This window comes from Actinomyces sp. ZJ308, assembly GCF_011752065.1.
Lineage (GTDB): Bacteria > Actinomycetota > Actinomycetes > Actinomycetales > Actinomycetaceae > Actinomyces.
Window position 1 is genome coordinate 110,580 of the sequence record NZ_JAAIJY010000001.1, and the last position, 14,544, is coordinate 125,123.

Here is a 14,544-nt window from a genome sequence, read left to right on the forward strand (position 1 = left end):
CGTCATGGGAAGACGTAGGAGTAAGAAGTCTCGGGCGAAGAATAGTGTTGCTCGCTCTCGTCACTACCAGGCTGCCAATAAAAGTGCTAAGAATAAGGAAAAGGCTGAGGTTTCGGCTGACAGTGCGACCGGTCGAAGTCGTGAAAGGATGCGTCCGTCAGGGCCTGGGTTTATCAGGACTGCTGTGGGTGTGTCGTTTTGCAGTGCCTTATGTCTTTTTGTGGTGGGGGTGGTTCTGGTTTTATGGTTGCATGTTTCACCTTTTGATGTCATCGACGAGGCTGGAAAGGGGGATGGTAGAGACACGCATAATCAGGGGTTCGCTGGTTTTCTTTCGATTTTGGCTGGAATCGCAACGATTGCGCTTGCCTTGAGGGGTATGAGTTGGCAGGTTGATGATTTTCCTGCAGATCCTCGCTTTCATCGAGCATGGCTGCAGGATGTGCTTGATAAATCCGTTCGAGAAAACGGCGCATATGTCCTGACTATAATTTTGGCGGGTCTGTACGGCGCTGTTGTTTGTGTCTATGCGATGCTGTCGAAGCATGAGGGCTGGCCAGGGAATAGTAGAGTGCTGCTGATTTTTCTTGGTATGATGTATATTATCGTTTCTGTGTTACCGGTATTTGTTCGGCGAACTGATTCTGGGGGTTTTCGTGGGTATGCGGTACTTTTGGATGATGTCGCCGCCTTGGCGGAATGGAGGTATGTCAATGGGAGTGATGGCGCTCTTGACGACTTGGGTGTTAAAGTTTATGAAATTCGATACTACTTGAAACGTATTAAAGGTCTCATGAGAGGGTCGCCTTTAATTCATGTCGTGAGCGCTTTACCGGGGATGTTGGCTGCGGCGACTTTTTTCTTGAGAGGGTTTTACTGGCAAGGTCTCATCGTTTTAATTTCTTGTGCGTTCTGCATTATATTTTCGTGCTGGCTGTTGCTTCGGGCCGTTGAGTCGAAGGCGGCCGTGATAGCAGACGGCAGAGTGAGTGGAAGTGTGTTTCTTGAGTCTGTAATGCATGTGTTCATGCTTCTGGCGCTGTGGATAATATATTATATGCATTCGCCCCACATTTTGCTGTCCTTCCTCTCGTGGAGGCGGTGGTGGATTGTCGTAGTTGCTTTATTGTTGGTGATTGTATTTATGGTCGTAAGTGCTGTAAGGATGCTGTGTGTGGTTTTCGTGGACTCAAGGCCGCCTGCTTTGGGTGGATCGAAAATTGGTTCATCTCTCGAGGGGTTGTTGATCTGTGATGGAGTGCGGCAGGAAGTGGTAAATCAGATTGATGTGGATCTCTTTGATAAAAGACGGCGCCTGAATAATTTTGGAGTAACTTCAGGGTTGGATGTCCAGAAATATGAGGCTATTTTAAACCTTGTTATTCCACGGGAATCTCTGATCCAGCGTAATGTCCTGAATGAGTCGAGCGAAAAGAGGGTGGAATCGATTTATTTGAGGAAGTATCTTCGCGATTCTGTGGGATTGAATTTGCCTCGGTAGCCGGAGTCTCGACTTGGTAGTGAGGGCGTCATGGTGTCGGGAAGTAGTCGTCAACGATGAAAGTGCGTCCTCGCGACCAATTGCGGTCCTCAATGTACATGGAGGTGTGAGCTTGACCGAGCGGCTCGGTGTCCATACGGCGGACATGACTGAGTGCGCTGTCGATGTGACCGGTTGGAAACCTCGTGATTCTGCGGTTCTCACTCGGGCTGTAACGCGACCACAGCGTCCGGTGTCCACTGTGTGGACGCCGGACGCTGCCGGCGTGCTATATGCATGAGGGGCACCACGACAAGCCCCGTGAATAAGCCTCTGGGGTCAGGGTGTGCCTGCTGGCGGACTTGGAGCCCGGCCTCAGGCGGGCAGGTGGGCGGTGAGTTCCTGGACGACGCGGTCGGCGGCGTGACCGTCGCCGTAGGGGTGGGCGTCGGCCTCCCGGGGCTCGGCCGGGCGCGGCCTTGAGGCGGCCTCCACCAGCTCGTCCCCGGGCTCGACCAGCCGGTTCCAGCCCAGCTCCACGGTCTCCACCCACTCGGTCTGGGGGCGCACCGTGGTGCACGGGACCCGCAGGAGGAAGGCCTCCTTCTGCAGCCCGCCGGAGTCGGTGATAACGCCGCGGGCATGAAGCGCCGAGGCGATGAGGTCGGGGTAGGCCAGCGGCGGGTGAACCAGGAGAGACCCCCGGTTCTCCAGGGCCAGACCGTGCTCGGCGCACTTGGCCACCAGGCGCGGGTGGGCCAGGATGACGACGGGATGGTCCACCCGGGCCAGGGAGTCCAGGACGGCTCCCAGGCGCTCGGCGTCGTCGGTGTTCTCGGCGCGGTGAATAGTGGCCAGGGAGTACGCGCCCTCGGCCAGGGAGAGCTCCTCCATGACCGGGCTGGGAGAGCCCGAGACCCGATCGCGCACCTGGAGCAGCACATCGGTCATGACGTCGCCGACGACGACGGTGCTGCCCGCCAGCCCCTCGTCGGCCAGGTGCTTGGCCCCCACCGCGGTGGGCGTCAGGAGCAGGTCGGCAGCGTGGTCGGTCAGGACTCGGTTGATCTCCTCGGGCATGGCCCGGTTGAAGGAGCGCAGCCCCGCCTCCAGGTGGGCCACCGGGATATGCAGCTTGACGGCCGCCAGAGCCGCGGCCAGCGTCGAGTTCGTGTCCCCGTAGACCAGGACCCAGTCCGCAGACAGGGACGGCAGGGTCTCGTCGAGCGCGGCGAGCATCGCCCCGGTCTGGGTCCCGTGTCCGCCCGAGCCCACCCCCAGGTGCACGTCGGGCGCCGGAATGCCCAGGTCGGTGAAGAAGACGTCGGAGAGCATCGGGTCGTAGTGCTGCCCGGTGTGGACGATGACGTGCTCCACCCCGGCCGCGGCCATGGCGTGGGCCACCGGGGCGAGCTTGACGAACTGGGGCCGGGCCCCGACGACGGAGACAACGCGCATGGGCCGATCCTACGGGCCGCAGCGGCCGTCCACCCAAGTTCGGATCGGCGGCGGGGGCGCTGGTGTGCCGTATGGGCTGCGCAACCAGTGCTCACGTCCGGCCACCTGAGGTGGCGCCGATCAGGCCCGGCGCGACACGACCGGTCGCAGGCGCCGTTGGTGGCCAGGGTGTCCACCCCAGGTGGATCCGTGCCACCTGACCTCACGGGATTCCAGCGACCATCACGTAGCTCGAACGCGTGCACCGAGCCAGGCCCGCACACGGCCACGCTCCTGCCGAGCGATAGGCCCTAGCATGGGAGGCATGCGCGTCATCGTCGTCACCACCTGGCTCCCCACCGACCGGGCCCCCAGCTCGGGCTCCTTCGTCCTGCGCGACAGCGCGGCGATCCGCGACGCCGGGCAGGACGTGCGCATCATCCACCTGGTCCCACCCCACCAGGACGACGGTGCCCGTCACCGCACCCTGGAGGGCATGCGCGTCCTGTCCATCCCCATGAAGCCCTCCAGCCCCCTGTCCGTCGCCCGGGCCGCCGGCCGGCTGCGTCCGGCACTCGAGGGCGCCGACGTCCTGCACTCCATGGCGATGAGCTCCCTTCTCCCGCTCACCGCCCTGGACCACGCCCGGGCCCTCACCCTTCCCTGGGTGCACACCGAGCACTGGTCCGGCCTGACCAACCCCGACACGCTCGGCCCCGCCCTGCGCGCCGCGATCCCCGTCGTCGGACACGGTCTGGCCCGCCCCGACCTGGTGACCGCCGTCTGCGAGTACCTGGCCGCCCCGATCCGTGCCCTGCGGCGCGGCCTGCCCACCGCGGTCGTCCCCTGCATCGTCGAGCCCCAGGACGCGGTGGCCGAGCTGCCCGACGGCGAGAGTCCCGACGGCATCAGCATGGTCACTGTGGGCGGGCTCGTGGAGCGCAAGGACCCCATGGCCTGCCTCGACATCCTCGCCGAGCTGACGGCGCGAGGCCGCCCGGCCACGATGACCTTCGTGGGGGAGGGGCCGCTGCGGGCCGACATCGAGAAGCGCCTGGCCGCCGACCCCTCCCTGGCCGAACGCACCCGTCTGACCGGCAACCTCGACTCGGCGGGCGTGCGCGCCGAGCTCGCCCGCGCCGACGTCTTCATCGGTCCCACCCGTGGGGACAACTTCTTCGTCTCAGCGGCCGAGGCCATCACGAGCGGGCGGCCCGTCGTCGTCTCCGACGCCGGAGGCCAGACCGAGTACGTCACGGGCGCCAACGGCACGGTCCTGCCCCTGGGGGCCGGCAGCGGGCAGTGGGCCGACGCCGTCGTCGAGACCGTCGAGCGCCTCGCCCCCCGCGGCGCGGCGTCCATCGCCGCCACCATCGGGGACAGGTTCTCCTCGGCCCAGGTGGGCGGTGCCTACCGCCGACTCCACGAGGAGGTCGCCAGCGGTCTGACCGCCCGCCTCTGAGACCGGTCCGGAACGGCTCCCGGACTGGATCCAGTCCGGGAGCCGGCCGGTCTCTAGACCGTTGTCCCCGAGTCTCCCGAGGCCGCCTCCAGCTCGGCGGGAGTGGCGACGGGCAGGTCGGTGAACAGCCGGCACCGTCGGCACCAGGTGTCGTTGAGGAAGGCGCGCGTCCAGAAGCCCAGGAGCTTGCGCCCACCCATGAGCTGGACGGCCGCCGACGGCAGGGAGGTGTCGGTGATGAATGCCTCGAAGGACATGGTCGAGTGCAGCGTCGCCCACGCTGAGAAGGTCCGCTCGGCCAGACCCAGCAGGTGAAGGCGCGACAGCGCGGTCTTGAGCCGTGAGCGCGTCTCCTCGCTGACCTCGGTGGCGGCGAAGTAGGGCAGGTTGGCGTCCTCGGTGCGCTCGACCGCTCCCGCCCCGGCGCCGTCGGCTAGGGCGGTCGCCCGGGCCCACAGGCGCGCGATGAAGACCGCGTAGAAGTCCCGCGTGGCCGTCAGCTCCACGGCGCCGCGGTGCCAGGCGCTCCAGAACTCCACGTCCAGCATGGGCAGTGCCCACTCCAGCCCCAGGTGCTCATAGGCGCGCATGGAGTTGTTGATGTACTTGGTCTGGCGCTCGCGGACGTTGTAGGACTCCAGAATGCTCTGCACGTCGCGCGGGCTGCCGGTGAAGGGCCACAGATCCAGAAAGTCCCGGACCTTCGCGGCCCGGTAGGGGTCTGCGTAGGCGCGTCGCTGGTCCCCCTGGAGCTCCTGGTGGTGGACGAGGATCGCCCTGGCCACCTGACCGCGGGTGACGCGGGGCTCCTCCAGCAGGTGCTCGTCGTGCATGTTGCCCACGATCGTGTGCCCCGGCAGGACGACGTCGCCCGGACGCACCACGCCGCTGGCCATGAGGCTGCGCAGGGCGTACCAGTCCTGCACGTGAGGCAGGGCTCCGAGGGCGTAGCCGTACTCCAGGAAGTCGGCCGCGTCCTGCGTCTGCCAGGCCTCGCGCAGATCGGAGGGAACGTAGTCGACGGCGTGCCACTCCAGGCCCACCGCATCGGCCACCTTCCGTGAGACCTCGACCTCCCGCGTACCGGGGCGCCCGTAGGTGAAGGCCACCGCCCTGTCCAGGGCGCCGTGAAGCGTCAGCCACGCCACCAGCAGCCGCGAGTCCAGTCCGCCCGACAGGGGCAGCACGAGCCGCGGAGAGCCCGGCCGGGCGGCCAGGTCATCCAGGACCCGGCCCATGCCGGCGTCGAGCGCCGCCAGGAGCAGGTCGGAGAACTCCTCGGGGTCGACGACCATGTCGGACTCCTCGGAGAACCGTGCCAGGGCGTAACTGGCCGTGCGGGCCCGGCCGGTGGTGCCGCAGATGCGAACGATCGCGCCCTGCTCGGTCTGGTGAACGCCGACCAGCAGCGTGTCGGTGCCGGAGACGAACCCCGCGTCCAGGAGCTCGCGGCGCGCGCGTGGATCCAGCCGGGGGTTGCTCAGGGCGTCGCGCATCGCGGTGGCGTCGTCGCTGATGACGAGTCGCCGGCCGCCGTCGGCCCCGTCCTCAAGGGTCCAGAACAGGGGCCAGGAGCGCAGCCGGTCCTGGGCCAGGACCACCTCATCGTCCTTGATCCGGACGGCGGTCAGGCGCCCCGGGTGGGAGACGAGGATCTCCGGATCGGTCGGATCGGGGCAGGGTGTGTCGCAACGCACCCACAGAGATCCGGTACTGTCACCCGATGAAGCGGTCTGCTGCCACTGCGGACTCGTCAGCCGAAGCTCGACCTCGATAACGCTCACCGTTGTCCTCAATCCTTTGAAATCCTCTCATCGGTCCGTGAGGCCGAATGCCGCCCGGTGCCGCGGTGCGTCGGCGCCGCCCGCCGGCGCTCAGTGTGTCACAGTCATGACACGTGACGCGGATGACGCCCGACGTCGTCCATCGGCCCCCGGCGTTGCCCGACAATAGAGAAGCGCCCACTGGTTTCCATGGGGCGCGAGATGATCGCTCAGCATCCCGTGGGTTGGAGGTCCTACCCACTGCGGGCCGCCAGGGTCCATGCACAAGACGGAGGTGACGTCATGAGCGCAGACAGGCTCATGGTCTTCCACGCTCCTTTTCCGCTTCAGCCGGACCGGGTGGCCGCCTCCATGCTGCGCCCCGTGGCGATGCGTCAGGCCTTCGCCGACCTCGGTTACCGGGTCATGGACGTCACCGGTTACGCCGCACAGCGACGGCGGGCGATGGCGCGGGTGCGAGCGGCCATCGCTGCGGGCAACAGGATCGAGTTCGTCTACAGCGAGAACGCGACCATCCCCAACGCGCTGACCGAGCCGCGTCATCTCCCGGTCCACCCCGTGCTCGACGCCGCCTTCTTCCGTCACTGCCAGCACTCCGGCGTGCCCGTCGGCGTCTTCTACCGAGACGTCTACTGGCGCTTCCCCCGCTTCCGCGAGGGCATCAACCCGCTCCTGGAGGCCGGCCTCCAGGCCGCCTACCGCAGCGAGCTCATGGCCTTCGACAAGGCGGGCCTCCACCTCTTCCTGCCCAGCCGGGCCATGGCCCGCCACGTCCCGTACGTGGACCCGGCCCGTATGAGCGCCCTGCCGCCCGGGGCGCCCGACGTCGAGCCCCGCGGCGCCCACGACGAGGACGGTCGCGGCGGCGGGGACCTCGAGCTGCTCTTCGTCGGCGTCCTTCAGGACAACTACCGGCTCGACGCCTGCCTCCGGGCCGTGACCGCCACACCCGGTACGCGCACCACCCTGTGCGTGCGCCGGGAGACCTGGGAGGCCAGCCGCGACCACTACGCCCCGCTCCTGCCGGCCGGCCGGGCGCAGGTCGTCCACCTCTCCGGGGCCGAGCTGCTGCCCCTGTACCGGCGGGCCGACCTCGGGGTCCTGTTCACCGAGCCCAACCCCTACTGGGACTTCGCCGTCCCCTACAAGCTCTACGAGTACCTGGCCCACGAGCTGCCCGTCATCGCCGTGCGCGGGACCCAGGCCGGTCGCCTCGTTCAGGAGATGGGGATCGGCTGGGCCCTGGACTACGACGCCGACGCACTGAGTCGCCTGCTGAGCCGCCTGCGGGAGGCTCCCGAGGAGATCGAGGCCGTGCGCCGCCGCATGCGCGCGGTCCTGCCCGGTCAGACCTGGCAGGCCCGGGCCCGTACCGTGGCCCAGGTCCTGGGCGAGACAGAGAGGAAGCCATGACCCGGTTCCCACGAGGCGGGGCGCTGCTGGCCACCCGTATCCACCTGCCCGAGGCCGCCGCCGCCTCCTTCCGGCTCGACGGCGTCGAGCGCGCCCTGGCCCGCCACGGCGTGCCGGTGCGGGCCCTGACCACGACCGTTCCCGGACGCGACGGAAGACCGGCCCCGCAGGTCGATGACCCGCAGGGCGTGCGCGTCTCGCGCTGGCCCGCCCTGCGGGACGCCAGCGGCTACCTGCGCGGCTACCTGCCCTACCTCTCCTTCGACGTGCCCCTGGCCCTGCGCCTGGGGCTGGCCTCCCGGCCGGATGTCGTCCTGGTCGAGCCTCCGCCCACGACCGGCGTCGTGGCGCGAACCATCTGTGCGCTGCGCCGTCTGCCCTACGTCTGGTACGCCCCCGACGTGTGGTCCGACGCCGCCGCCTCCACCGGCGCCCCGGAGGCGGTGGTCCGGGTGGTGCGCACCGCCGAGTCCTACGCGATGCGGGGCGCCAGGTGCGTCATCGCGATCAACGAGGAGGTGGCCGAGCGCGCCCGCGCCCTGGGCGCCCGCAACGTGGTGGTCGTTCCCAACGGCATTGACACCGACGTCTTCGAGCCCACCGGCGAGCTGCCCTCCGACGAGGAGCGCGCCGAGCTGGGGATCACCGGCCCCTATCTCATCTACGCCGGCACTGCGTCGGAATGGCAGGGAGCGGACATCTTCGCCGCCGCGCTGGGGCAGGTGCGGCGCACCCATCCCACCGCGCAGATCCTCTACATCGGGCAGGGCTCGGACTGGGAGAAGATCGCCCGGGTCGCCTCCACGCTGGCACCCGGCCCCGACGGCGCGCCGGCCGTCGTCATGCACGGCCTCATGGACGCCGCCGACGCCGCCCGCTGGCAGCGGGGCGCTGCCGCGAGCCTCGTGTCCATCCGTCCGGGTCAGGGCTATGACTTCGCCTACCCCACCAAGGTGCTGGCCGCCCTGGCCTGCGGGGTGCCGGTGGTCTACGCCGGGGTCGGGCCCGTCGTCGAGGACCTCACCGCCCACGAGCTGGGGTGGGTGGCCGGCTACACCGAGGACGACGTCGCCCGGGCCATGAGCCAGGCGCTCGACGAGGCCGACCAGGTCGCCGACCATGACATCTCCCGGGCCCGCCGGCTGCACGCCTGGGTGCGCGACCACCGCTCCCTGCGCGCCACCGGTGAGGCCGTGGCGAGACATCTGCGGACGGTGGTGCGCGGCGCATGACCTGGATCGTGACCTGGATGTCCGCCCTGCCACTGCTGGTCGCGCTGATCGCCGCGACCTTCGTGCCCGGCTGGCTGCTCCTCGTCGCGGGCGGCGCACGCTTCCGACTGGCGCGTATCGCCTGCGCCCCGGCACTGACCTTCCTGCTCATGGGGCTGGGGGGAGTCGTCTTCCGCGCACTGGGCGTGTGGTGGCACCTGCCCACCATCATCACCTACCTGCTCCTGTGCGCGACGGTCGTCGCCGTGGGGCGCTGGCTGTGGGTCAGACGCAAGGGACAGGTGCTCACCGTGCGCACCTGGTTCGCTCCCGAACCGGCGCCGCACGGCTTGCCGGCGCCCACCCCGTACTCCAGCGCCATGGGTGCCCCGGGTGAGCCCGACATGCCCGACACCCGGTCCATCCTGGGGTCCCAGTGGCTGATGTGGACCGCCGTCGCGGTCACCTGGATCGTCATGATCCTGCCGATCCTGCCCGGCTCCGGGCCCAACATCCCGATCCAGTCCGCCGACTCCCTCTACCACTACAACCAGGCCTGGCTCATCGAGCACACCGGCAACGCCTCGATGCTCGACGGCAACGCCGGCATGTTCGGGATGGACGGTCACCACTCCTTCTACCCGATGGTGTGGCACGAGATCGTCACCCTCGCCTCAGTCGGCTGGAACCAGGTGGTCCCGGCCACCAACACCCTCCTGCTCGTGGTGCCTCTCGTGTGGCTCATCGGCATGGCCTACCTGGCCCGCGTCATCCTCCCGGAGATCCGCGGCTCGGTGTACCTCGTCCTGGGGGCCGGCGCGCTCACCCCGATCTTCCCCATCCGGCTCCTGACCGACACGGCCGTGTGGCCGTACGCGTTGGCCCTGGCGGCGTGCCCGGCCACCGTCGCCTGGGCGGTGGCCGCCTGGCGCCGTGCCGCCTGGTTGATCACCGTGGGGCGCCGACGCCGCACGCTCATCGTCCTCGCGGCTCCGGTCGCCGCGGTCATGGGCTCGGTCATCACGCATCCGGCAACCGCGATCATCATCGGTTGGCCCCTGGCCGCCGTGGCCTGGATGGGGATCGTCCTGGCCGGGATCCGGGGCCTGCGTCAGCAGGACCGTGCCGCCCGACGACGTGGCATCATCCTGCTGAGTGCCGCCATCGTCGTCGTTCTGGCCATCGCCGTCTTCGTCATGGCACCCGGACCGCAGCAGGCGCACTTCGGCAGGCGCCCCGACCGCAGCTGGGAGCCGTTGTTCGCCAAGCTGGTCATCCCGTTCCTGCTCTACTACGGCGGAGGCGGCTGGGAGATCCGCGCCGCCTACATCATCATGGCCTGCCTGAGCGTTCTCGGTGCGCTGCTGGCCTACCTGCGCAGGCACCACCGGGGCATCGTGGTGGCCTGGGTCGCCTGCATGCTGCTGATCCTGGCGGCGCTGGCCCCGGTCCCCGTCCTGTCGGCCATGACCGGCGTGTTCTACAACAACCCCCACCGGATCAAGGCCATGACGGTGGTCCCCGCGCTCCTCCTCGTCTCGCTCGGACTGGACGCGCTGATCGGCTGGTTCCTGGCATGGCGGCGTCGGAGGTTCCCGCAGGCCGGTGCCCGTGCTCAGGGCGGCGACGAGAACGCCGCGGACGCCCAGCCGCGACGGCTCAGGCACGCGGGGGGATGGGCGTCGGCAGCTCGGCTCATCATGAGCAGCCCCGTCGTCGTCGGAGCACTCGTCCTCGTCCTGGGGGCCGCCAGCAGCATGTCCGCCGTCAGGGCGGACGTGAGAGGCGCCTTCTCCCCGAAGTACGGACAGTCCCGCATGGTGGCCTCGCCCGAGGAGATGGCCATGATCACGCGTCTGAGCACTGAGCTCCCCCCGGACGCCTACGTGCTGGGCGACCCCGTGGCAGGCACCGCCATGCTGCCCTTCCTGGCCGGGCGCAGCCCGGTGTGGATGTTCGCGGGACAGGCGGACAGCGACACCGACGGCCTGTACCTGCGCACGCACTTCCGCGACCTCCACTTCGATCCGCAGGTGTGTGAGATCGTGCGCCGCCATGGCATCACCCACTTCTACAGCGACGAGCCGCAACGCTTCAACGGTGTGAACAACCAGAAGCTGCGCCCGGGTCTCTACGACGTCGACGTCTCCAGCGGGTTCACCCTCGTGGACCGGGGCGGGTCCGCGGCCGTCTACCGCATCGACCTGTGCTGGCCCTCCGGGGAGCAGTAGCGCGGCGAGTGAGGCAGGACGCCCGGCCGCCGGCCGGGCGACGTGAACGAACGAGTATGGTGGACCCGCCACGCCAGAAGCCACGGAAGGACCAACCCGCATGCGCATCGCCGTCGTCGCCCTGGGCAAGATCGGACTGCCCCTGGCCGTCCAGTACGCAGACAAGGGCCACGAGGTCATCGGGGTCGACGTCAACCCCGCCGTCGTCGAGGCCGTCAACGCCGGCACCGAGCCCTTCCCCGGGGAGGCCCACCTGGCCGAGAAGCTCGCCGAGCTCAGCCCCGCCACCGGCAACGGCGCCCTGCGCGCCACCACCGACTACGCCGAGGCGATCCCCGACGCCGACGCGATCGTCCTGGTCGTACCGCTGTTCGTCGACGATGCCACCTGGGAGCCGGACTTCGCCTGGATGGACGACGCCACCCGCTCCCTGGCCGCCCACCTGACCCCGAACACCCTCATCTCCTACGAGACCACCCTGCCCGTGGGCACCCTGCGGGGCCGCTTCAAGCCCATGATCGAGGAGATCAGCGGCTTGAGGGAGGGCGCCGACTTCCACCTCGTCTTCAGCCCCGAGCGGGTTCTCACCGGCCGCGTCTTCGCCGACCTGCGCCGCTACCCCAAGCTCGTGGGCGGCCTGGACGAGGCCGGCACCCGGGCCGGCATCGCCTTCTACGAGTCCGTCCTCGACTTCGACGAGCGCGACGACCTGCCGCGCCCCAACGGCGTGTGGGACATGGGCACCGCCGAGGCCGCCGAGATGGCCAAGCTCGCCGAGACCACCTACCGCGACGTCAACATCGGCCTGGCCAACCAGTTCGCCGTCTACGCCGACAGGGCCGGCTTCGACATCGAGCGCGTCATCGAGGCCTGCAACTCCCAGCCCTACTCCCACATCCACCGCCCCGGCATCGCGGTGGGCGGGCACTGCATCCCGGTCTACCCGCGCCTGTACCTGTCCACCGACCCCGATGCCTCAGTGGTGCGCACCGCCCGTACCTTCAACGCCACGATGCCCGCCTACGTGGTGGGCCGGGCCACCGAGGTGCTCGGCTCGCTCGAGGGCCTGCGCGTCGTCGTGCTGGGCGCCTCCTACCGCGGCAGGGTCAAGGAGACCGCCTTCTCCGGTGTCTTCCCCACCGTGGAGGCCCTGCGCGAGGCCGGCGCCGAGGTCCTCGTCCACGACCCCATGTACACCGACGACGAGCTGGCCGGCTTCGGCTGGACCCCCTACCACCTGGGGGAGCAGGTCGACGTCGCCATCGTCCAGGCCGACCACCCCGAGTACCGCGAGCTCACCCCCGCCGACCTGCCCGGGCTGCGCCTCCTCCTGGACGGGCGCCGCGCCACCGACGCCTCCAGGTGGACCGGCGTGCCCCGCCTGACCATCGGCGGAGGCGAGTGATCCGGGAGGCGCCCTGAGCCCGGCGGCAGGCATGAGCGCGACCGCGGCGTGGGAAACGGCCGGAGCCTCCGGCTGGGCCCTTGCGGCCGCCGCCCTCGTCGTGGCCGGACTGCTGCTCGTGCCCGGCTGGGTCGTGGGGCGGGCGGGCCGCCTGGGGAGCCTGCCGTCGCTGGCGGTGGCCCCCGCCGTCGGCTCAGCACTCATCGGAGCGGCGGAGATCCTCGCCCACGCCCTCGCGCTGCCCTGGCGCCCCTGGGGATGGGCGGTCATCGGCGGTCTGACGCTCATCGCGGCGCTTGTGGCCCGTCTGGTCGCAGGCCCCCCATCACTGCGCGCGCGACGAACGACGCCGTGGAGTCGGGCCGAGCGGCTGATCCTGGTCGGCGGCCTCGCCGTGGCCGTCGTCGTACCGGCCTGGGTGATCCTCTCCGCCCTGCCCGGACCCGGCTATCCCGCGCAGGCCTTCGACGCCACCTTCCACCTCAACGCGGTGGCAGCCATCCGCGAGGGGGGCAATGCCTCGATGCTGGGAGGCCTGTCCGCCCTCTACTCGGGCAGCGCCGTCTACTACCCCACGGTCTGGCACGGGGTCCTGGCGCTGGCCCCGGGCGGCCCGGCCGTCGTCAGCACCGCCGGGGTCCTGGCCCTGACCGCGGTCGCCTGGCCGTTGGGGCTCCTGGGTCTGCTCGCCGGGGTCACCGGTCTCGATACCGTCTGCGAGCCGGCCGGCGACGGCGCCGGCCGGCGGCAACGGGTCTGTGCGGTGGCCGCGGTGCTGGTGCTCAGCGCCGGGGTGGTGGGTTTCCCGCTGCTGCTCATGACGTCCCTGTCAGTGTGGCCCTACGCCCTGAGCGTCCTGGGTCTTCCCGGCGTTCTCGTGATCTACGACCTGCTGCGCCGGGGGGCGGCGTCGCGACGCCGTCACCTGACGCTGGTGCTGCTCGCCCTGGCCGCGGCCGGCGGCGTGGTGGCCGCGCACGGCACCGGCCTGTTCAACCTGGCGGTCCTGACCCTGCCCTTCCTGGCCGACGCCGTCGCCTCCCTGTGGCGCCGCAGCGCCGGCAGCCGTGGCGGCCGGGCCCTTGTCGTGGCCGGAGCGGTCGTGGCTGTGCTGGTCCTGGTTGTCGGGGCCTGGATCATGCGCAGCTCCCTGGCCTCCGTCCTGGGCTACCAGCGTCCCGCCGGGGGAGTGGCAGGTGCCGTGGCGACACCGGGTCAGGCGCTCATCGACCTGCCGATGTACGGGTCGGTGCCGGGGGCGACCATGCCCGTCGGGATCCTGATCGGTGTGCTCACCCTGGCGGCGGCCTGGTCTGCGCGCTCACGGCAGCAGCGCCCCTGGCTCGTCATGTGGCTCATGGTGCTCCTCCTCCTGGCCCTGGTGGGAGGGCCCCAGTGGATCGGCCGTCAGCTCGGCTCACCCTGGTACCTGCAGAAGGCCCGGATCGCCCCGCTCGCCATTCTTCCCGCCCTCGTCCTCATGGCCCAGGCCGCCGCCGGGAGGCCCGGACTGCGCCTGTGGGAGGAGCTGCGCCGGAGGGTGGCGCGGGTCCACGGGGCGCGGCCGGGGCGGACGGCCGCGGCCGTTCTCGTGGCGGTTCTGCTTCTGCCGGTGGCGGCGCGGGTACCCCTGGAGCGCAACCTCGTCGCCTCCGTCTACGATCCGCAGCGCATCCAGTACGGGACCCTGCTGACCAGGGACGCGATCACACTCATCCAGCGCTCCCGGAGCGTGCTGCCCGACGACGCCGTCGTCATCGGGGCCCCGTCGAGAGGCGCCGCCCACCTGTGGTCCCTGGGCGGGGTCCACGTCGTCTACCCGACGCGCGCCGAAGCCGCACCGGGAACCCCGGAGTCCGAGCTGGTCTCCGCCTGGCCCGCCCTGGGACAGACGGACTCCCAGACCTGCACGCTTCTTGGCCGCCTGGGTGCGAGGTACTTCTACAGCAGCTCGGATGCCACCGCCTCGGGCTCGGCGACCGGTGCCGCCCCGTTGCGCTGGGACGCGCCCCTGACGCAGGTTCCCACCGAGGGCCTCGAGCTCGTCGACTCCGAGGGCAGCGTCTCCCTGTGGCGCATCACCGCCTGCGACTGAGGCGGCCGGTGGCCACCGGCCGCCTC

9 protein-coding genes are annotated in these 14,544 nt (G+C 69.5%); 7 read left to right on the top strand and 2 right to left on the bottom strand.

Annotated elements, in window-relative coordinates; all coding sequences use genetic code 11:
* The first annotated feature begins 4 nt into the window (after window positions 1–4).
* Window positions 5–1,501, top strand: coding sequence for a hypothetical protein (locus tag HCR68_RS00500; protein WP_167145165.1), 1,497 nt, complete (start codon window positions 5–7; stop codon window positions 1,499–1,501).
* Between the two features lie 354 nt (window positions 1,502–1,855).
* Here the strand turns inward: HCR68_RS00500 and wecB are convergent, their stop codons facing one another.
* Window positions 1,856–2,938: a UDP-N-acetylglucosamine 2-epimerase (non-hydrolyzing) gene (gene wecB, locus HCR68_RS00505; protein WP_167145166.1), complete on the bottom strand. Its 1,083-nt coding sequence runs from the start codon at window positions 2,936–2,938 to the stop codon at window positions 1,856–1,858.
* Between the two features lie 304 nt (window positions 2,939–3,242).
* Here wecB and HCR68_RS00510 point away from each other — a divergent pair, with 304 nt between their 5' ends.
* Window positions 3,243–4,379: a glycosyltransferase gene (locus HCR68_RS00510; protein ID WP_167145168.1), complete on the top strand. Its 1,137-nt coding sequence runs from the start codon at window positions 3,243–3,245 to the stop codon at window positions 4,377–4,379.
* 53 nt (window positions 4,380–4,432) lie between these two features.
* On the opposite strand, the gene HCR68_RS00515 is transcribed toward HCR68_RS00510, so the two are convergent.
* On the bottom strand, window positions 4,433–6,163 hold the full coding sequence (locus HCR68_RS00515; RefSeq protein WP_167145170.1) for an asparagine synthase-related protein: 1,731 nt from the start codon (window positions 6,161–6,163) through the stop codon (window positions 4,433–4,435).
* Window positions 6,164–6,445: 282 nt separating this feature from the next.
* Between HCR68_RS00515 and HCR68_RS00520 the strand changes: the two genes are divergently transcribed.
* The 5 genes from HCR68_RS00520 to HCR68_RS00540 all read left to right on the top strand — a co-directional run bounded on the left by HCR68_RS00520 (window position 6,446) and on the right by HCR68_RS00540 (window position 14,518).
* On the top strand, window positions 6,446–7,576 hold the full coding sequence (locus tag HCR68_RS00520) for a glycosyltransferase family 4 protein (protein ID WP_167145172.1): 1,131 nt from the start codon (window positions 6,446–6,448) through the stop codon (window positions 7,574–7,576).
* Window positions 7,573–8,808, top strand: a complete 1,236-nt coding sequence (locus HCR68_RS00525) for a glycosyltransferase (protein WP_167145174.1) — start codon at window positions 7,573–7,575, stop codon at window positions 8,806–8,808. The genes HCR68_RS00520 and HCR68_RS00525 overlap by 4 nt, the downstream gene beginning before the upstream one ends.
* Entirely contained in the window at window positions 8,805–11,018 is a 2,214-nt protein-coding gene (locus tag HCR68_RS00530) for a DUF6541 family protein (protein WP_167145176.1), read from the top strand. Before HCR68_RS00525 ends, HCR68_RS00530 begins: the two co-directional genes overlap by 4 nt.
* A 100-nt stretch (window positions 11,019–11,118) precedes the next feature.
* Window positions 11,119–12,423 (top strand): nucleotide sugar dehydrogenase, encoded by a 1,305-nt coding sequence (locus HCR68_RS00535; RefSeq protein ID WP_167145178.1) that lies wholly within the window; start codon window positions 11,119–11,121, stop codon window positions 12,421–12,423.
* Between the two features lie 31 nt (window positions 12,424–12,454).
* Window positions 12,455–14,518 (top strand): DUF6541 family protein, encoded by a 2,064-nt coding sequence (locus tag HCR68_RS00540; protein ID WP_167145180.1) that lies wholly within the window; start codon window positions 12,455–12,457, stop codon window positions 14,516–14,518.
* Window positions 14,519–14,544: the final 26 nt, after the last annotated feature.